This is a genomic window from Photorhabdus sp. RM96S (assembly GCF_042879335.1).
Classification (GTDB): Bacteria; Pseudomonadota; Gammaproteobacteria; order Enterobacterales; family Enterobacteriaceae; genus Photorhabdus; species Photorhabdus kayaii.
Map to the genome: position 1 here is coordinate 78,957 of NZ_JBHFKT010000006.1, position 20,424 is coordinate 99,380.

At 42.3% G+C, this 20,424-nt stretch carries 18 protein-coding genes and 2 tRNA genes; 8 read left to right on the plus strand and 12 right to left on the minus strand.

Translation table 11 applies throughout. From position 1 onward, the window contains the following. Positions 1-125: 125 nt before the first annotated feature. Together ACGF49_RS05440 and ACGF49_RS05445 are read right to left on the minus strand one after the other, a co-directional pair. Complete coding sequence (locus ACGF49_RS05440; protein WP_113043938.1) at positions 126-980, minus strand: leucyl aminopeptidase; 855 nt, start codon at positions 978-980, stop codon at positions 126-128. 490 nt (positions 981-1,470) lie between these two features. Continuing rightward, positions 1,471-2,148: a riboflavin synthase subunit alpha gene (locus ACGF49_RS05445; RefSeq protein ID WP_112875771.1), complete on the minus strand. Its 678-nt coding sequence runs from the start codon at positions 2,146-2,148 to the stop codon at positions 1,471-1,473. A gap of 350 nt (positions 2,149-2,498) precedes the next feature. Here ACGF49_RS05445 and ACGF49_RS05450 point away from each other — a divergent pair, with 350 nt between their 5' ends. The 6 genes from ACGF49_RS05450 (at position 2,499) to pykF (ending at position 6,349) form a co-directional block, all read left to right on the plus strand. Then, positions 2,499-3,872: an MATE family efflux transporter gene (locus tag ACGF49_RS05450; protein ID WP_113043940.1), complete on the plus strand. Its 1,374-nt coding sequence runs from the start codon at positions 2,499-2,501 to the stop codon at positions 3,870-3,872. 171 nt (positions 3,873-4,043) lie between these two features. Beyond that, a tRNA-Val gene (locus ACGF49_RS05455) sits at positions 4,044-4,120 on the plus strand. 29 nt (positions 4,121-4,149) lie between these two features. Further along, a tRNA-Val gene (locus ACGF49_RS05460) sits at positions 4,150-4,226 on the plus strand. A 243-nt stretch (positions 4,227-4,469) separates the two neighbouring features. Then, complete coding sequence (locus tag ACGF49_RS05465) at positions 4,470-4,703, plus strand: hypothetical protein (RefSeq protein WP_228902886.1); 234 nt, start codon at positions 4,470-4,472, stop codon at positions 4,701-4,703. Positions 4,704-4,711: 8 nt separating this feature from the next. After that, positions 4,712-4,933 carry a hypothetical protein gene (locus tag ACGF49_RS05470; RefSeq protein ID WP_146748043.1) on the plus strand — a complete coding sequence of 74 codons (222 nt, stop codon included), beginning with the start codon at positions 4,712-4,714 and terminating at the stop codon, positions 4,931-4,933. A gap of 6 nt (positions 4,934-4,939) precedes the next feature. Then, a complete protein-coding gene (gene pykF / locus ACGF49_RS05475) occupies positions 4,940-6,349 on the plus strand; it encodes a pyruvate kinase PykF (RefSeq protein ID WP_113040964.1) in 1,410 nt (469 codons plus the stop codon). A 407-nt stretch (positions 6,350-6,756) separates the two neighbouring features. Here the strand turns inward: pykF and ACGF49_RS05480 are convergent, their stop codons facing one another. After that, positions 6,757-7,608 carry an enoyl-CoA hydratase-related protein gene (locus ACGF49_RS05480; protein WP_113040965.1) on the minus strand — a complete coding sequence of 284 codons (852 nt, stop codon included), beginning with the start codon at positions 7,606-7,608 and terminating at the stop codon, positions 6,757-6,759. Positions 7,609-8,047: 439 nt separating this feature from the next. On the opposite strand from ACGF49_RS05480, the gene ACGF49_RS05485 reads away from it, so the two are divergent. Beyond that, a complete protein-coding gene (locus ACGF49_RS05485) occupies positions 8,048-8,284 on the plus strand; it encodes a major outer membrane lipoprotein (protein ID WP_036805405.1) in 237 nt (78 codons plus the stop codon). Positions 8,285-8,393: 109 nt separating this feature from the next. Here the strand turns inward: ACGF49_RS05485 and ACGF49_RS05490 are convergent, their stop codons facing one another. The 7 genes from ACGF49_RS05490 to sufA form a co-directional block, all read right to left on the minus strand. Next, on the minus strand, positions 8,394-9,467 hold the full coding sequence (locus ACGF49_RS05490) for a L,D-transpeptidase family protein (protein ID WP_113040966.1): 1,074 nt from the start codon (positions 9,465-9,467) through the stop codon (positions 8,394-8,396). Positions 9,468-9,706: 239 nt separating this feature from the next. Continuing rightward, on the minus strand, positions 9,707-10,123 hold the full coding sequence (gene sufE, locus ACGF49_RS05495) for a cysteine desulfuration protein SufE (protein WP_113040967.1): 417 nt from the start codon (positions 10,121-10,123) through the stop codon (positions 9,707-9,709). Positions 10,124-10,160: 37 nt separating this feature from the next. Further along, the gene (sufS, locus tag ACGF49_RS05500) at positions 10,161-11,399 is read right to left on the minus strand and encodes a cysteine desulfurase SufS (RefSeq protein WP_113040968.1); all 1,239 of its coding nucleotides are present in this window, start codon (positions 11,397-11,399) and stop codon (positions 10,161-10,163) included. Beyond that, positions 11,396-12,709, minus strand: coding sequence for a Fe-S cluster assembly protein SufD (gene sufD / locus ACGF49_RS05505; RefSeq protein WP_113040969.1), 1,314 nt, complete (start codon positions 12,707-12,709; stop codon positions 11,396-11,398). Before sufD ends, sufS begins: the two co-directional genes overlap by 4 nt. Further along, positions 12,684-13,430 (minus strand): Fe-S cluster assembly ATPase SufC, encoded by a 747-nt coding sequence (sufC, locus tag ACGF49_RS05510; RefSeq protein WP_113040970.1) that lies wholly within the window; start codon positions 13,428-13,430, stop codon positions 12,684-12,686. Before sufC ends, sufD begins: the two co-directional genes overlap by 26 nt. Before the next feature lie 57 nt (positions 13,431-13,487). After that, positions 13,488-14,984, minus strand: coding sequence for a Fe-S cluster assembly protein SufB (gene sufB, locus ACGF49_RS05515; RefSeq protein WP_113040971.1), 1,497 nt, complete (start codon positions 14,982-14,984; stop codon positions 13,488-13,490). Between the two features lie 12 nt (positions 14,985-14,996). Continuing rightward, positions 14,997-15,365, minus strand: coding sequence for a Fe-S cluster assembly scaffold SufA (sufA, locus tag ACGF49_RS05520; protein ID WP_011146844.1), 369 nt, complete (start codon positions 15,363-15,365; stop codon positions 14,997-14,999). A 778-nt stretch (positions 15,366-16,143) separates the two neighbouring features. Here sufA and ACGF49_RS05525 point away from each other — a divergent pair. Then, positions 16,144-16,302, plus strand: a complete 159-nt coding sequence (locus tag ACGF49_RS05525) for a Hok/Gef family protein (RefSeq protein WP_105395194.1) — start codon at positions 16,144-16,146, stop codon at positions 16,300-16,302. Positions 16,303-16,615: 313 nt separating this feature from the next. Here the strand turns inward: ACGF49_RS05525 and ACGF49_RS05530 are convergent, their stop codons facing one another. Both ACGF49_RS05530 and ACGF49_RS05535 read right to left on the minus strand, forming a co-directional pair. Beyond that, positions 16,616-17,032: a hotdog fold thioesterase gene (locus tag ACGF49_RS05530; protein WP_112893949.1), complete on the minus strand. Its 417-nt coding sequence runs from the start codon at positions 17,030-17,032 to the stop codon at positions 16,616-16,618. Beyond that, a complete protein-coding gene (locus ACGF49_RS05535; protein WP_387490020.1) occupies positions 17,029-20,088 on the minus strand; it encodes an FAD-binding and (Fe-S)-binding domain-containing protein in 3,060 nt (1,019 codons plus the stop codon). The genes ACGF49_RS05530 and ACGF49_RS05535 overlap by 4 nt, the downstream gene beginning before the upstream one ends. Positions 20,089-20,424: the final 336 nt, after the last annotated feature.

Sequence of the window (20,424 nt, forward strand, 5' to 3'; positions counted from 1 at the left end):
TACAGCATATCCATTTCTAACTCTAAATAATAAAAGGAAAATTTCTATTGCCATTTCAATATGACAAAACCATTTAACTACACTTAGAATAGGTGGTCTTTAATAAAAGACAGATCTATTTATCACTAACGGAAATCATTCACATAACCATTATCAAAGAAGACTGTTTGATCAAATGCTATTTTTCCACCAGAAAATATCAAATCTAAATGATGACTCCCTTTTACACCACCACCCAAACCAAGATGTAAACCAGGATGTCGTTCTTCAAAACCAGCATTTCTGCCATAAAGCGCTTTCACCCCCATATTAGTCCCAATACCAAACTCTTCAACAATTCGGTTTCCGTGATTATGGTTTAGGTATAAATTAAAATCCTGACTAAATTCATCATTTTCACAATCAAACCCAATAATTTCACCCTCTTTTATATTTATAGTCATCATATCATTGACAACCCCATACTTTATGGCAAAGGGTGCCGTACTCAAAAAAGTGCCACTAAAGCTGACACTACCGTTAAGGCTCTTTATATGGCTTGCTATTTCCCCAGGAATAACATCAATATTTCCACTACCATCAATGGAAGTCCACTTATGGCCTTTTTCTAAATAACCTACAATCGAGTTCCCTTTATTAACAGATTTCTTCCATGATTCAGTAATAAAGCTTCTTATTTTGGTTAGATATTCTGGCCCTTGTGGAGAGGCATTCTTTAATGTTGATGATGCGTAAAGAAAAATAAACAAATCACAATCAGATATTTTTTGTTTTATATCGTCCGGTGATGTTTTTTCTAAAAAAGCAAAATCAGACTTTACATCGAAACGCTTCTTATGCACATGCATCTTTTGCGCAATATCGCTATGCTCAGTATCAGATCCGATAAATATTTTTATACATTCATCATTTCTTACTTTATCCGAAATTGCGGGATGGTGTGATAAACAACCATACATATTTTCAAGACTTTTATCCATGAGGATAATCCTGTTTATTTCTAAGTAAGGGGCGACTCCCCTTACTTATATATTATATCCGTTATCTTTCAAGTTGCCTCTTTGTTGGCTGCACTCACCTGCCGTCGCGATGCATCTTGAAATCCATAGGGTATATTATTTATAAAGAACCTTAATTATAAAAAACCGTTAAGGCCAAAGTGCGGTACCAAAAGGTACAACAGCTTGTGCATTCATCATTTCAACAGCATCATCGTGTGTAGGTTCTTCAAGCCATTCATCTAACTCAATCGGGTTTTCCATAAAAAAGTAGCCTCTAAAAATATCATCACGGGGATTAACCTGCACTTTACGAGAAAGAGCATTAACACAATAATAACAATATTAATTATGTTAGTTAACATTATATACAAAACACTGCAACGCAAATCACAAAAAGGAGCATTGATGAGTTCAATACTCCCTTTTAGCACACGGTTAATTCTGTTCGAAAGCGACAATCGGAGTCCGCCTATCGCTCCTCATTTATTGCGCATTCTTCCATGAATGTCTCCGGTTGCTGAGAGACAACCTGTTCCCGCTCTTTCTGAGCAAGAACACGCTCCACAGTATCAACAATCGCTTGAGTTTGTGAGTCAATCTCAATATTAACCCTCTGACCAAGACGTTTCTTACCTAATGTCGTACGTTCCAGTGTTTCAGGAATAAGGTGAACGCAAAAACGATTATTAACCACATCGCCAATTGTCAGGCTAATTCCGTCGATGCCGATAAATCCTTTATGCAAGATATATTTCATTAATTGCTTATCATGGATACGGAACCAGATTTGATGATTATTTTCTGAAGTGAAAATTTTAGCTATCTCAGCAACCGTGATGATATGACCGGACATCAAATGTCCACCAATTTCATCCCCAAATTTAGCTGCCCGCTCCAGGTTCACATAATCCCCTGGCTGTAAATCACCAAGATTAGTCAGACGTAGAGTCTCTTTCATCAAGTCGAAACTAATCTCATCGCCTTCTATTTTGGTTACCGTCAGACAACAACCGTTATTGGCAACTGACGCCCCTGTTTCAATACCTGGCAATAATTCAGCCGGGAATTTAACAACATGAGTCCGAAAATTACTTTTTTCATCAATAGCAACCAAGGGTGCTTTTCCCTGAACGATGCCCGTAAACATAGAAGAACCTCTTAATGATTGTGTATAATTATTAATTAGTTTATACCCGTCATCTTTCAAGTTGCCTCTTTGTTGGCTGCGCTCGCTCACCCCGGTCACATCGTTATCTATGCTCCCGGGGATTCACTCCCTTGCCGCCGCGATGCATCTTGAAATCCATAGGGTATATATCAAGTTGTCATTGATCAATACAACCTGATCATTTGAATATAAACTCAGCATTATTATTGCAATATAGTATTAAATAGATACAATACTCCGGTTAGTAAGCGGTTGATTTTTCGAAAATCGTTTCTTATATACAGATGTCTTTCTTAATATTTTCCACTTTAATAAAAAAGGTGTAATGCGTGCAGAAGTATTTAAAAGAAGCGCGTAGTTTGCTCGCTCTTGGGATTCCCGTCATTATTGCTCAATTTTCACAAACTGCAATGGGGGTTGTGGACACCGTTATGGCGGGTAGCGTCAGTGCAACAGATATGTCCGCGGTTGCTGTTGGCACCTCGATCTGGCTGCCCGTTATCTTATTTGGTTACGGCTTACTATTAGCTTTACCACCCATTATTGCGCAAATGAACGGTTCTGGTCGCAGGAATCTCATTGCTAACCAAACTCAGCAAGGATTCTGGCTGGCGATTTTTCTCTCCATTATCATTATTGCTATTCTATACAACAGCAAGTTCCTGATTGACAGGCAACACAATATAGATCCACTTTTGGCAGAAAAAGCAGTGGGATTTATCCACGCAATAATGTGGGGTGCGCCGGGCTATCTGTTTTATCAGGTACTGCGTAATCAATGTGAAGGTTTATCAAAAACCAAACCAGGCATGGTAATTAGTTTTTTAGGATTATTGATTAATATTCCGATTAACTACATATTCATTTATGGTAAATTTGGCGCACCCGCTTTAGGTGGTGTCGGCTGTGGTGTTGCTACCGCCAGCGTTTACTGGGTCATGTTCCTATTAATGCGTTGGTATGTGAAACGTGCATCATCACAAAGGGATATCCGCCCTAAACATCGCTTCGCCGCACCAGAATGGCATATTTTGAAACGCATTTCAGCTCTCGGCTTGCCTATTGCGATGGCAGTATTTTTCGAAATTACGTTATTTGCCATAGTGGCATTACTGATCTCTCCTTTAGGCGTTACTGCTGTTGCAGGGCACCAAATTGCACAAAATTTTAGTTCATTAATGTTTATGTTCCCAATATCTTTGGCCGCAGCAACCACTATCCGCGTTGGCTATAATTTGGGGAAAAAATCTATCGAGAATGCCCGGATATCAGCCTATACCGGAATTATGGTTGGTTTGGTATTTGCTTGTTTAACCGCAACCTTTTCCATCCTTCTGCGAGAGCCGATCGCCTTGATGTATAACGACAATCCTGAAGTTATCACCATGGCATCACATCTGATGCTATTTGCCGCGCTTTACCAATTATCTGATGCCATACAAGTGGTAGGGGCTGGTGTTTTACGTGGATATAAAGATACGCGTTCTATCTTTTATATCACTTTTATCGCTTTCTGGATTCTGGGGCTACCAAGCGGTTATATCCTGGGATTAACCGACTATATTGTACCCGCTATGGGGCCACAAGGGTTCTGGATCGGCTTTATTATTGGCCTGACTGCATCAGCAGTAATGATATTCGCCCGTATTTCATGGACACAAAAACAACCAGATGAGGTAATTTTACAACATTCAACCCGCTAATTTACTTTACTATAAAGCCGGGGATGAATACTTAACTGGTGGAATAAACGACAAACCCACTGTGGCAGATGCAAATACGAACAGTTGAACAATAATTTGTATTATTCCCCTTGCCAGAAGGCTAACTCGCCGTTAATATTCGTCCCCGTTGTCACCAATGCAATTTAGATTGCGTCCGTAGCTCAGTTGGTTAGAGCACCACCTTGACATGGTGGGGGTCGGTGGTTCGAGTCCACTCGGACGCACCAATTGCGTAGTGACCACACCGGTTTACAGTGCGTCCGTAGCTCAGTTGGTTAGAGCACCACCTTGACATGGTGGGGGTCGGTGGTTCGAGTCCACTCGGACGCACCAAGTCTACAGATGGATCTTCCTGTTTTTATTATCTCTTCTCTTGGTTTTGCTTAATTTATTTCCCACGTCAAAATACACTGTTGTTTGTTTACAGACAGTTTGCGCAATGCGCGATAATTCTTCTCTGTTAAGATCTGCATCATTTTTCCAGTTTACCGTTATAATTAATTCATATACACCCAATGGATTTCAAGATGCATCGCGACGGCAAGGGAGCGAATCCCCGGGAGCATAGATAACTATGTGACTGGGGTGAGTGAGTGCAGCCAACAAAGAGGCAACTTGAAAGATGACGGGTATAATCATTTTTCGATTCATTTCACAGAAATAAGTCTCTATAATACGGCGCAATTTAGAGTTGAATGGTTTCAGCTTATTGATTTGCCGAACACGGAAAAGTTACAGATTATCGTATGTATACCCTATGGATTTCAAGATGCATCGCGACGGCAAGGGAGTGAATCCCCGGGAGCATAGGTAACTATGTGACCGGGGTGAACGAGTGCAGCCAACAAAGAGGCAACTTGAAAGATAACGGGTATATAAGCTCGCATGATTACATGTGCCTAACCTCACACGAAAAACACCGCATGTCTTCCCCGCCACTTGTCCTTAATGATGTTGCGCAACGTTCAACACCACATGGTATCTGCGCAAACCATAAAGTTGGCGATTCACTATTTTATCCAATTAAAACCTGTAGATAGATTGTCATGAAAAAAACTAAAATTGTTTGTACTATCGGACCAAAAACAGAATCCGAAGAAAAACTAGCCGAACTGTTGAATGCCGGCATGAATGTTATGCGCCTCAACTTTTCACACGGAGACTATGAAGAGCACGGCCAGCGTATTCAAAATATCCGTTCAGTGATGACTAAGATAGGTAAACAAGCCGCTATTTTGCTGGATACTAAAGGCCCTGAAATCCGAACTATGAAACTGGAAGGCGGTAACGATGTCTCTCTAACCGCAGGTCAGACCTTCACTTTTACTACTGACACTTCGGTTATCGGTAATAAAGACCGTGTTGCTGTCACTTACAGTGGTTTCCCCACGGATCTGGCTCCCGGTAATACCGTGCTAGTTGATGACGGCTTGATCGGCATGACAGTTAAAGAGGTCACTAAGTCAGAGGTCATTTGCCAAGTTTTGAATAACGGTGACTTGGGAGAAAATAAAGGTGTTAATCTGCCAGGTATTTCCATCAGCCTGCCTGCCCTGGCTGAAAAAGATAAGCAAGATTTGATCTTTGGTTGCCAACAAGGTGTTGATTTCGTCGCCGCTTCTTTTATCCGCAAACGCTCCGATGTTCTGCAAATCCGTGAACATCTGAAAGCGCACGGCGGTGAAAATATTCAAATCATCTCTAAGATTGAAAATCAGGAAGGTCTAAACAATTTTGATGAAATTCTGGAAGTTTCTGACGGGATCATGGTTGCTCGTGGTGATCTGGGTGTTGAAATTCCAGTTGAAGAAGTGATCTTCGCCCAGAAGAAGATGATTCAAAAATGTAATATCGCTCGCAAAGTTGTTATCACTGCAACTCAAATGCTCGATTCCATGATTAAAAACCCGCGCCCTACCCGTGCGGAAGCTGGTGACGTCGCTAACGCGATTTTGGACGGTACTGATGCGGTCATGCTTTCTGGTGAAAGTGCAAAAGGCAAATATCCAATAGAAGCAGTGACTATCATGGCAACGATTTGTGAACGTACAGACCGCGTTATGCCAAGCCGTATCGAAGCCGTCCATTGCCGTAACCTGCGCGTAACCGAAGCGGTGTGTCGTGGCGCTGTTGAAACAGCAGAAAAACTGGAAGCCCCTCTGATTGTGGTCGCAACCTATGGCGGTAAGTCTGCCAAATCCATTCGTAAGTACTTCCCTGGAGCCCCTATTTTGGCATTAACCACTAATGAAGTGACTGCCCGCCAATTACTACTTGTTAAGGGTGTTTTTACCCAAATTGTTAAAGAAATCGCCTCTACCGATGATTTCTACCGCATTGGTAAAGAAGCGGCGTTAGCAAGTGGCCTGGCGAAAAAAGGTGAAATCGTGGTTATGGTATCTGGCGCCCTAGTTCCAAGCGGCACAACCAATACATCGTCTGTTCACGTACTTTAATTTAATAGGTCGCTTTATTTCTGAAACACCGTAAATATAGCGGTGTTTCAGGATATTGAATATCTGGTTTTCTCCGCCAATATGCTGGAATACCCAATGACTTTCCCAATCATCATACTCACAGATTTATTTTCATTTTATGCTAGTTAATATTAATAATAATGCCATTCTCTGTTTTCTCGTGGTCAGAAAATGGCTTAACTCTCAACAATGATGATATTTTCCAGCACTATACCCTATGGATTTCAAGATGCATCGCGACGGCAAGGGAGTGAATCCCCGGGAGCATAGGTAACTATGTGACCGGGGTGAGCGAGTGCAGCCAACAAAGAGGCAACTTGAAAGATGACAGGTATACATCATTTGTGGAGAATTCTCTTTGCATATCATCAACATCTTTGCCTTGATCATGGCTCATCGAAAGCTTTACCGACTTCGCTTAAGTTCTGGAACTCACCTTTTGTTCCAGTCGTTTTCGCTTGAATCGAGCACAGGATATCTTGGCGACTAAAAATCGAAGCTTGCAAAAGTGCTGTTTGTTGCAACGATTCATAGACACCATGATCACGGCTATAAAGCATGGCCCGTTTAACCCCGTTAATAGCGGCTGGAGGCCGATCAGCAATACGCCGGGCAGTCGCGAGAGCGCCTTCGATGAGTGTTTCCGTAGAAGGGAACACCTTTACCACCAGCCCCAAATCATGAGCCTGAACCGCACTCAACGTATCCCCAGTCAGAGCAAGATAGCGAGCCACACCACCAGGGATCAAATGTTGCAAACGTTGAAGAATACCTAAGTCAGCCATCATACCAATATTGGTTTCTTCTATACGAAACTTCGCATTTTCAGCAGCAAAACAAAAATCGCACGCAGCAATTAAATCAAAACCTGCACCAAGGCAAGCGCCTTGTACTGCGGCAATAATGGGGAATCGGGCATGTTCCAATACGCTTATCGCCTCTTGCATTTGCAATAAGCTGAACTGCATCGATTCCCGCTCATTAGGATTAGTCGTATTAGCCTCTTTGCTAGAGGCAAAGATTTGCAAGTCAAGCCCACCACAAAATGTGTTTCCCTGTGCAGAAATCACCATTGCCCGCACTTTACCTGAACGACTGAGTTGCTCTATTGTTTCAGGAAATCGTTTCCAAAACCCAAGCGCCAAACTATTTGCCTTTTCAGGACGACTGAGTTGTAAATGGGCGACTCCGTTGTCAATGCTGATGTTAAAATATTCGTTAGATTGATCAGTTAACATAACAAACTCCTCTTACCAGTTTGAATTTGAGCCTAGGATTCAACCTGAACATTGTCAAGTTGTTCATCTACAATAAGATTCAGTTAACAAATTTGTTTTAGGAGAATCCCTAAATTATGTATAAAAAATGGCTGTATTAAAGAGATGTCCCGATGGTTCAATAGATGCAAGATGACCTGGATGTTGTATTTTTTATTTATAAGAATTTTTAACTAAAATTATTTCGAAGAATATCATTCCCTCACGGAATAGGCTTTTTTTGATTAAAATGTTACTCAACGGTTTTGTTTTTTTACATTCAGATGAAAATTATCCACTTGTTAAAGAGAAAAATTGAAATAATTGGTTTTCATGATAAAAATTTATTCTCTTTCTAAAAAACTTTGTGTAATACTTACATGGCTACTTGGAGATTAACTTAAATCTAGAGGGTATTATAATGAATCGTACTAAAATTGTACTGGGTGCAGTAGTTCTGGCTTCTACTCTGTTGGCTGGTTGTTCAAGCACTGCTAAAGTTGACCAACTGACTTCTGATATTCAGACTCTGAATGCAAAAGTTGATCAACTGAGCAATGACGTGAACGCAGTACGTACTGACATTCAAGCCGCTAAAGACGATGCAGCTCGTGCGAATCAGCGTCTGGATAATCAAGTTCGTTCCTACAAAAAATAATTTTTTGTAATTATGTACAAAAATGGCGCACAGTCCATCTGTGCGCCGTTTTTTATCATCGGATTCTGTTAGATAAATATTTGCAGGCTTCTTTGTCCGCAATGAAATATTAATTTTCCCGATAGATTGGCCCAGGTTGATATAACGGTGGTAATTTAAACGGTTCAGAGACATCTTTATTCACCGCTTGTTCTACACCTTTAACATCATCATCTTCCACCTGTACGATATTCTCTTCTCGCAACTCCTGTTGTGTTTCAGACTCTATGCCTTTACTTACCAGCACCGGCATACCAGAACGGCGTACCATCGCTTGTTCAACAATATTCTTATCTGTCTTGCTATTATCAATGAACTTGTTCAAATCAGCTGAGCGGACAATAGGTAATGTCTGTGGATCATCATCCTCTTTTTTAGACAATGGCTGATGTACTTCAATATAACGCTGACCATTTGGTTCTACAGAATACTTAACCGCTTCATTGATAATCTGTACTCGCGTTCCACGGGGCACTGTGTTGAACAACGTTTCAATATCATCAGGACGTAAACGGATACAACCGGAACTCACCCGCATACCGATACCAAAATCAGCATTCGTGCCGTGGATCAAGTATTCTCCTCGCCCGGCAGCTAAGCGCAACGCAAATGCGCCCATTGGGTTTTCCGGACCAGCAGGAACAACCGCAGGTAAGATAACCCCCTGTTCAGCATAATGTTTACGGATATTCTTAGTCGGCGTCCAAGTTGGATCTTTAATTAGCTGACTAACAGATGTTGTCATCACTGGCGTATTACGACCGAGTTGCCCAATACCAATGGGATAAACGATGACTTTGTTTTTTCCTTTAGGAAAATAGTAGAGTCTGAGCTCTGCAAGGTTAATCACCATCCCCTGCCTCGGTGTATCAGGCAACAACATTTGTGATGGAATAATCAGTTCAGACCCCTGAGCCGGCAAATAAGGGTCGGTACCTGGATTAGCTTCCAGCATTGCCAGTAAACCAATTTCATATTCGGCAGCAATGGCCTCTAAAGAACGTCCATCATCGGGTACAACCAATGTCGTATTTTCGCCAATTAAACGACTATTGGCCGCTGGCAAAGTATATTCTGTGGCACTGACTGTGTTAGTTAGCCCACTGAACAATAACACGCCAATAAACGTTAAAACTCGTTTCATGCTTGCTTCCTGGAATGACTTCTGAATGTTATCGAATAAATTTATACCCGTTATCTTTCAAATTGCCTCTTTGTTGGCTGCACTCGCTCACCCCGGTCACATAGTTACCTATGCTCCCGGGGATTTGCTCCCTTGCCGTCGCGATGCATCTTGAAATCCATAGGGTATAGGTGTAAAAGGTTGAAGCCTTATTGGCCGTACATATTATCAGTAGCGGAAGAAACGCGTAAGACTAGCATTTAAACCATTTTACTTGCCCTATTTCGGATGGCACGTATCATCGCATGCAGCCCCTGCGTGCGTGAAGGTGTCAAATGTTGCTCCAAAGACAATTTCCCAAAATATTCAGTCACATCCAAATCCAGAATCTCCTGGGTTGTTTTACCTTGAAACAGGATAAAGACAATCGCAACCAATCCTTTAACAATAGCGGCATCACTGTCACCAATAAATTCCACTTTGTTTTGGTGATTCATTCTCAACAGTATCCACACCTGGCTCTGGCAACCTGCAATTAAGTTCTCAGGTTGGCGTTGTTCGTCAGTAAGAGGAGGCAACTTCGCCCCCAGTTCAATCATATAGAGATATCTTTCTTCCCAATTCTGGCAACGGGAAAAATTACGTAACAACTTATTTGTGTCGGGCAAACTTGCCATGACTTTTTCCTTATCACTCTTTTGATCTATAACTAGCTCAACCCAATAACTGTTCTATTCTCTGCAATGCAACAACAAGTGCATCAATATCTTCTTGCGTAGTATAAATCGCCAATGAGGCTCTACACATGCTGGAAACGTGATAATGTTCCATCAAAGGAAGGGCACAATGATGCCCGGTACGGATCGCTATTCCATATTGATCAAGGAAACTTCCCACATCATAAGCATGATGTCGGCCAAGGTTGAAAGCAATAACCCCCTGACGTTGCTCAGGACCATACAATTTCAGGGTTCTGACCTCTTTCAGCCGTGCCATTGCATAATCCATCAATACCTGTTCATGCCGCTGAATTTCATCCAGCCCAAGTGAAGTGACATAATCGACAGCAGCACCAAGCCCAATAATTCCCGCAATATTTGGGGTTCCCGCCTCAAATCGCCACGGTGGTTCCGCATAGGTTATCCCCTTTTGCAGGCTGACCTGTTTTATCATTGCGCCCCCCCCTTCCCAAGGTGGCATAGCATCTAGCAGGGATTTACGCCCATAAAGCACACCAATGCCTGTTGGGCCATATAATTTGTGACTAGAAAAAACATAGAAATCGCAGTCCAGATCCTGCACATCAACTTGCTTATGCATAATGGCCTGAGCACCATCGACTAGAATATGTAACCAACTCCCCTGCTCATTAGCTAGTTTTCTTGCCTGTTTTATGATTTGACGTACAGGATTCACTGTACCAAGCACATTAGAGAGGTGAGTAAAAGAGAGTAATTTAGTCCGTGAATCAATCAAAGAAGCTAAGACGACTTGATCCAACTCGCCATTCTCATTCAGTGGCCATACTCTAATTTCAAACCCAATCTGTTCTGCCAGCATATACCACGGAACAATATTGGCGTGATGTTCCATTTCAGTAATAACAATATTATCGCCATTATTGATAAACTTGCGACCATAACTGTTAGCAATCAGGTTAATTCCTTCTGTCGTACCTTTAACGAAGACAATCTCTTCATTACTTTGAGCATGAATAAATTGCGCCATCTGGTCGCGCACATTTTCAACCATCCGAGTAGCCGCAGAGCTCAGGGTATGAATTCCCCGGTGAACTGCCGCATACTGGTGCAAACAAAATTCACTTTCTCGTTCAATAACCGAAACCGGCTTCTGAGTGCTGGCAGCACTATCAAGATAAACCAATGGATGCCCATTAACCTGTTGAGTTAACACCGGGAAATCTTGCCGCACCTTTTTTACAGAAAAAGTCATCTTTCCACTCTCGCTAAACGGTGCTTAATGTGTTTCATAACAACGGCCTTCAGGGATTCATCTTCAATAGATTCAGTTAGCTCAGCAGCAAAAGCAAATACCATCATATGCTCTGCATCACGTCGTTCGATGCCGCGTGATTGCAGATAAAACAGTTGTTCTTCATCTATCCGGCCAACGGTCGCACCATGACTGCATTTCACATCATCAGCGTAAATTTCCAGTTGAGGTTTGGTATCTACTTCGGCCTGTTTACCTAACAACAAATTGTTATTGGCCATTTTTCCATCAGTTTTCAATGCGTAAGGCGCCACTTTAATCATGCCGTTAAATACCGCTTTGCTCTGATCCATCACAATGGTTTTATGCAACTGACGGCTTTCACAATGCCCCTTATTATGTTCCAAATAAGTACGAGTATCGGCGACCTCTTTTCCCTGCGGCAACATTAAGCTGTTCAACGACAGATTGGCCCCTTCGCCATTCAACTTAACACTGGTATTGTGTCGGCCAAGCCCAGAACCTAATAAAAAGCTGGTGCTTTTTACTTGAGCATCACGACCAATCACAATATCGTTATGGGCAAAGTGATAACTTGCACTGTTCTCAACCCCCAGTTTTATATGGGCGAAATGGGCATTATCCCCCACTTCCGCAGTTAATCGGCTTCCTGTCATATGAGGTTGCTGTTCATCAATACTGACGAAGTGTTCAATCACGCTGGCACTCGCATTCGTGCCTACGGCAATGTGGTAGCGGTAATGACTACTATTCAATGCCTCACTACAGTGACCACTGGTGATATTCAGCAGGTACAGCGGCTTTTCTGCCACTTGCCCTGCCTTTAACGTAATAACCAAAGGTTGTTGAGCCAAACTCTCTGTCAAATGCAGAAAAATCTCACCCTGTATCGGCGCCAGAAGTCCACTTTTGTTGTCCAGTAAATTTAGTTGATATGGACCAAAATCGTAGGAACTCAGTAAAGGTGAAAAACAACCATCCACCATAACGACACGCCAACAATCCATTGGAATCGCCAGTTGTTCGCATTGTGCTACTGTCAATTCCCAAGTTTTGCTGCTGTATTGCTGATTTAACAATTTATCCAACGGCGTATAACGCCAATCTTCATGTCTGAATTGGGGAAAACCGGTTTTAATGGCTTTCTGCCAATGCAAACTGGCATGAGATGAATCCTCACCATGACGGTTGTGGTACAAATCAGCAAAACGTGCTAATGCTTGCTGGTTACGTTCTGCAACCTGCCGCACCTTTTCAGCTTTTTCACTGTTGGTCAATAAGCCAGCCATAACCTTGCTCCTCCAACTTTTTCGCCAGACTGAAATCACCGGATTCAATAATTCGTCCCTGATAAAGCACATGCACAAAATCAGGTTTCACATAATCCAAAATACGTTGGTAATGGGTCACAATAATGAATGAGCGGTTTGGATCACGTAACGAGTTCACGCCATTAGCCACAATTTTCAATGCATCAATATCCAGCCCTGAATCTGTCTCATCCAAAATACAAAGTGTCGGCTCCAGCGCGGCCATTTGCAGAATATCGTTACGTTTTTTCTCACCACCGGAAAAGCCGACATTGACTGAACGTGTCAGCAAATCCGGCGGCATATCCAACAATTCAATTTTTTCTTCGATAAAATCGGCAAAATCAAAGCGATCCAGCGGCTCCTGATAGCGATATTGGCGAACAGCGTTCACTGCGGTTTGCAGGAAAAATTGATTACTGACACCCGGAATTTCTATCGGATATTGAAACGCCAGGAAAATCCCCTCGCCAGCTCGCTCTTCTGGCTCAAATCCAAGTAAGTCTTTGCCTTTAAAGGTGATTTCACCATCATCGATTTCATACTCTTCACGGCCAGCTAACGTTGCTGATAATGTACTTTTACCGGAACCATTCGGCCCCATGATGGCATGAATTTCACCCGGTTTAACTTCAAGATTTAATCCTTTTAAGATTTCATTACCTTCAACACTGACTCGTAAGTTTTTAATACTTAACATATTACATGCCTTCGAACGACTTAACGTTCTGTCATAAAAAAGGGAAACCGAGAAAATTCATCCGACGCTGTGTTCAAGGCTGATCGCCAGCAATTTTTGTGCTTCAACAGCAAATTCCAGGGGAAGTTCAGAGAACACATCCTTACAGAATCCATTAACAATCATGGAAATCGCATCATCTTCACTGATGCCACGTTGCAAGCAATAGAACAATTGATCTTCACCAATGCGGGAGGTTGTCGCTTCATGCTCCAGTTGCGCCGTATTGTTCTGTACTTCTACATAAGGGAATGTATGTGCGCCACATTCAGTACCAATCAACATGGAGTCACATTGGGTATAGTTACGAGCGTTTTCTGCTCCCGGTAATATTTTAACCAGCCCACGATAACTGTTCTGACTACGACCGGCAGAAATGCCCTTTGAAATGATTGTCGATTTAGTGTTACGGCCGATGTGGATCATCTTGGTGCCGGTATCGGCCTGTTGAGTGCCGTTAGTCAGCGCAACGGAGAAAAACTCGCCAATCGAATTATCCCCTTTCAAGATCACGCTGGGATATTTCCAAGTAATTGCGGAACCTGTTTCCGATTGAGTCCAAGACATTTTGGCATTTTCGCCTTCACATAATGCTCTTTTAGTGACAAAGTTGAGAATTCCCCCAGCACTGTCACCACCTGAGAACCAGTTTTGTACCGTGGAATATTTCACTTCGGCATCTTTATGGATAATCACTTCGACAACAGCAGCATGAAGTTGATAACTATCACGCACCGGTGCAGAGCATCCTTCTATATAGCTGACATAACTGCCTTCATCAGCAATCAGGATAGTGCGCTCAAATTGGCCCGTTTTCGCAGCGTTGATACGGAAATAGGTGGACAGTTCCATTGGGCATCGAACGCCTTTTGGCACATAAACAAAAGTACCATCAGAAGCCACTGCGGCATTCAGCGCGGCAAAAAAGTTATCGTGGCTTGCAACTACACTGCCGAGGTATTTACGGACCAATCCGGGATATTCCTGTATCGCTTCACTAAATGAGCAGAAAATAATCCCTTCTTTCGCTAACTTATCCCGATAAGTCGTTGAAACAGAAACGGAGTCAAAAATAGCATCTACCGCAACAGCTTCACCTTCCCGTACAGGAACACCCAACTTATCAAATGCTTCTTCAATTTCCGCGGTTAAATAGCTATTAGTTTGCTCCGCCCCTGTTCCTTGAACAGCACCAGATTGTGAATTGCAACTATCACCACAAGCACCGCATGAAGGTGCTGAATAGTAACTGTAGTCCTGGTAATCAAGATTAGGATAATTGGCTTTCAACCAATGAGGCTCTTCCATTCCTAGCCAATGGCGATAAGCCTCCAGCCGAAATTCAAGCATCCATTCGGGCTCATTGCGTTTTGCGGAAATGGCCCGCACAACATCTTCACTCAAACCTTTAGCTAACTCATCCGTCGTTACCTGAGTAAAGAAGCCTTCTTTATAACGATGATCGCTGAGCCAAGTCTGCACATCATCACTGATTTCTACATTGCTCTGAGACATATATTGGTACACTTATATACCAAAGCTTTCACCACACCCACAGGCATGTTGTGCTTTTGGATTATTGAATTTAAATATCTGATTTAAACCTTCACGAACAAAATCCACTTCAGTACCATCAATAAATGGCATTGCTTTCAGAGGAACATATAGACATGCACCTTCATTTTCATACCTTAGATCATCAGGTGCCGGATCGTTAACCATCTCAAACACATAGCCAAAGCCGGCACATCCTGACTGCTTAACCCCCAGATATAATCCCTTACTTTGTGGGTTTTGCTGCATCAATTTTAAGATCTGCGCTGCGGCTCTCGCGGTAATGGTGATTCCCTGCCATGCGGTTTCATTCAGAGAAAAGGTTTCAACACTGTTTGTCATAGTTGACCTCATATTTGTTCTATAGCCATTTTTGCCGCCGTTATCGGAGAGTTCTCCTCCCGTATAATGGTAATGATAACCTTTATCACTTCAACCATTTGTTTTAAGAGGATATACCTTAATCAGCCCAAACTTTATACAAATACGATGATTTATGTTCATTCCACATGAAGGTATATCTTTAATTTGCTGTTTTATCTATAAATTATTAGTTTGATCAATTGTGCTATTTTTTACTTATTGGCGTAAGACAAAAGCACACAAAGTTCATCAAAAATACCATTTGATGTGAACTTTCAGATATACGGGAGAGTAGTTCCTTTCCTAGTATGAAAATAGCAGCCAGCCAGATAAAATTGACATAGTTAACCGGAGATACAAAATAGAGATTATCATTATCATCATAATATATACAAATAGAATTTCTATTTAATCTATGCAATTAATCAAACGCATTAAGAAACAATTTTATCTATATACTCCATCATCAACATTTCTTACTTTTTTATTAATAGCTTTACTAGCTGGCTAATTTAATTCGAAGGTATTACGTGACTATAATAAATATTTTCAAGATATTGCATCCCATGCGAATAAACGTATACTGCCTTCCGGGTGCTTGAGACTTTCTGTCTTGAGCATTATGTTCTAAGCAAGAATTATGTTCCAGGCAGAAAGAAAAAAGCCCCATCCGACTATAAATCGAAATGAGGCTATTCCTATGCATAAGCAACATAAGGCTAGCCTCTTACCTGACAAAAAGCAAGGAGAGAAGGCTATGAAGCCGCAAAAAATCGCAATATTTAGTTTGATCATTATTTGTGTGACATTACTCATATTCACGTGGATAACAAGGGGTTCAATCTGTAAACTCCATATCAAACGAGGTAATACAGAGGTTGCGGCAATTATGGCTTACGAATCCAGCAACAGGTAAAGCAACCCTAGGCGGGAGGTTTTTACTCCCGCCCTTTTAGATGTTGTTATGGCTTGGTTCTCAGGCACCCTTCATATTTAAGTGGAATTAAGCATAAATTAAAACCGCTAAAATTTTAGCATTAATTAATATATACTGGCCTTTACAGATTTGAATAAAAATTTATAATTAGATCTTTCCCTATTCCAATGTTAATTATTTTAAGATAATTCACCATTTCTATTAAATTCATTTGTCGTAGAAAATAACCTTTGCACTTAAATAGTAGGTTATTTATCCATACAATAACCTACTTTCACTTTTGTTTTATATTTTATCCAGGCAAAACTGATGTGGTTAACCGAGAGGTACAGCACAAATGTTGCCGCTCATCAAAAATATCAATTCGCCACACCTGGTGATTGCGGCCAATATGAATAGGTTTACATACGCCTTTCACTTCACCACTACGAACCGAGCGAATATGATTAGCATTGATTTCCAGCCCAACAACTTTTTTCTCACCTTCGGAACAGAGATACCCAGCTAAAGAACCGAGTGATTCTGCCAGCACAACAGATGCCCCGCCATGCAATAAACCAAATGGCTGACGCGTGCGATAATCAACCGGCATTGTGCCTTCAATATAGTCATCACCGATATGCGTGATTTTTATGCCCAGATGGCCCATCATACATTGGCTATTTACTTGATTCAGGCTATCCAGTCCAATATCACGTTTCCAAATCATGGGATTATCTCCAATAAAGCTTGCAACGGATGCTTAAGTACTTGCCCTTCTATCCGCTTAACCTGACTGCGGCAGGAATAACCAGAGCTTAGACAACGCTCCAATGGTAATTTCTGCAAGGCAGGTTGCCAGGATAACTTATAGATACCAATAGAGTGTTCTATGTTTTTGTTTTCATGACCATAGGTTCCGGCCATGCCACAGCAGCCTACACTGATATTATTCAGCTTGCTACCCAACCGATGGAAAATTTTTTCCCACTGTTGACTACTGCCCGGTAGCATAGTCACTTCGGTACAATGTCCAAATAGATACCATTTATCACCAGATCTTTCTTCATGGTCACTTTTCTCTGGTAAAGTATTAATCAACCATTCATGAACAAGCTGAACCTCAAACTTCCCTCGCTGTTCTCCCAGAATTTCTTTATATTCATCCCGGTAGCACAGTACCAGCGCTGGATCGACACCGACCATAGGAATACCCAACTCAGCAACCCGGTTCAGAAAATCTGACGTCTTTTTGGCCGTTTTAGCAAAACGAGATAAGAAGCCTTTGATATGTTGTGCTTTGCCGTTTGGAGAAAATGGCAGCAATACGGGTTTATATCCCAATTTTTCTACCAAATAGGCAAAATCAGCCACAACTTTTGCATCGTAATAACTCGTGAACGGGTCCTGAACGATCAACACGTGTTCGTCACGATGAGCCTGTTCCATTTTTTCAAGCTGTTCCAGTGTGGTCGAAAGTGCATAATGACCCGCCAGTTGTTGGTACAGCGTCGGGCTGGATAACAAGGGTAAATCCACCATGCCGATAGTCCGGCGGCTCAATTCTTGCATCCACGGTTGTTTCAGGAAGAAATTAAAGACCCGAGGGACCTTAGACATTAATGGCGTACTGCTTTCCGCACTCGCCACGATATGATCACGTAAAGGGCGAAAATAGCGGCCGTGATATAACTCAAGAAAACGTGCACGAAATGACGGAACATCAATTTTAATCGGGCACTGTGTTGAGCAAGCTTTGCATGCCAGACAACCAGACATTGCCTCTTTCACTTCGTGAGAAAAGTCATACTCCCCGCGCCATGCCTGCCAACTATTGTGGGTCTTCTCAATCAACCCACGCAAACTTGGTCGTTTTTGTTCTAATCCCTGTTTCAGTAACGTCGGATCCACACCCTGTTCAGCCAAAAGGCGCAGCCATTCACGCACCAGTGTTGCGCGTCCTTTCGGTGAATGAATACGTTGCTGACTCACTTTCATTGATGGACACATCGGGCTTTTTACATCGAAATTAAAACAGAGCCCATTCCCATTACACTCCATAGCACCGCGGAATGTATTCCTGACATTTACCGGAATTGTCCGGTCATACGTTCCTCGCTTAACAGCATCGACTTTCATCATCGGGGCATCAACCCCCATCGGCGGACAAATTTTACCCGGATTCAAGCGATTATCCGGGTCAAAGGCAGCCTTAACCCGGCGTAATTCTTCATACAAGATGCTACCGAAAAATGCCGGGCTGTACTCAGCACGAAATCCTTTACCATGCTCTCCCCACAGCAAACCACCATAACGTGTGGTGAGACTGACAATTTCATCAGAAATCTGTTTCATCAGTATCTCTTGCTGAGGATCGCACATATCCAGCGCCGGCCGAACATGCAGCACCCCCGCATCCACATGACCAAACATACCGTAATTAAGATGATGACTATCCAATAGCTGCCGGAATTCCACAATATAATCAGCGAGATACTGTGGCGGCACACACGTATCTTCTACAAAAGGAATAGGTTTCGCCGCACCTTTACTGTTACCCAACAAACCAACTGCTTTCTTGCGCATTGCATAAATACGCTCAATATCAGCTAACTCTCGGCAAATTTGATAACCAATAATCCCAGCTTGATTGCCATCCATCAGTTCATCAAGGCGCTGACAAAGTGTTTCTACTTGCCGATCTATCAAAGGTTGATCATCTCCACTGAATTCAACAATATTCAACCCTTGCATATCTTTGTTAGGAATATCCGTTATTAATTCCTTAACTGAGTGCCAGACGATGTCCTCACGCGCCAAATTCAGCACCTTGGAATCCACGGTCTCAACCGATAACGCCTTTGCCTCCACCATAAAAGGAGCATTACGCAGTGCAGAATCAAATGAATCATATTTCACGTTCACCAATCGCCTAACTTTTGGCAGCGGAGTCATATCCAAAACCGCTTCGGTAATAAAAGCTAGCGTTCCTTCTGAACCAGTTAAGATACGACCTAAGTCAAATTTCCGCATATCGTCACTGAAAACATGGTGCAAATCATAACCGGTCAGAAAGCGATTAAGTTTGGGGAATTTTTCAACGATAAGTTCACGTTGTTCACGGCAACGATTAAGCACCGTATTATAAATGCGACCGGTAACAGAATCCTCTTGCGCAATCGATTCCGCCTGGACTATATCCATAGCGCGGGTGTCAAGTAATTCCCCCCCTAATAGCACTGCCCGTAGACTAAGAACATGATCAGAAGTTTTACCATAGACTAATGAACCCTGACCGGATGCATCAGTATTAATCATACCGCCCAATGTTGCACGGTTACTGGTTGAAAGCTCCGGTGAAAAGAAATAACCATATGGACGCAAATATTGATTCAATTGGTCTTTAATCACCCCCGCTTCAACTCTGACCCAACCTTGCTCCGGGTTAATCTCAAGAATGCGATTCATATAGCGGGACATATCCACCACAATGCCGTCATTAAGCGCCTGACCGTTTGTGCCTGTACCGCCACCGCGTGGAGTAAATGTCAAATTCTGATATTCTTTTTCACCTGCGACACGAGCCAGTAAAACCACATCGGCACTAGATCGAGGGAAAACGACAGCCTGTGGTAAGAGTTGATAGATACTGTTATCTGTCGCCATTGTCAGACGATCGGCATAACTACTGGCAACATCTCCGGTAAATCCTTGTTCCTTTAATGTATCCAAGAACTTCTGTGCGACCTCACTGACGTGCGGTGCTTGTGATATGCGTGGGATCATTATCGTTTTGACCCTTTTAGAATGAGTGTCCACATTGCTTCATTTATACTATCTTTGAATCAATGCCTTAATCAGCCGTAACCATTTACCACCGTTAACTGATTTGTCTGAGAAGGCAAGCGTTTACCTTATCATAATATTCACCTATTTTGAGTAACCTGTAGATAACATCCTATTTATACCCGTCATCTTTCAAGTTGCCTCTTTGTTGGCTGCACTCGCTCACCCCGGTCACATCGTTATCTATGCTCCCGGGGATTCGCTCCCTTGCCGCCGCGATGCATCTTGAAATCCATAGGGTATATTCATTATCTTTAGCACCTTAGCGCCACTAAC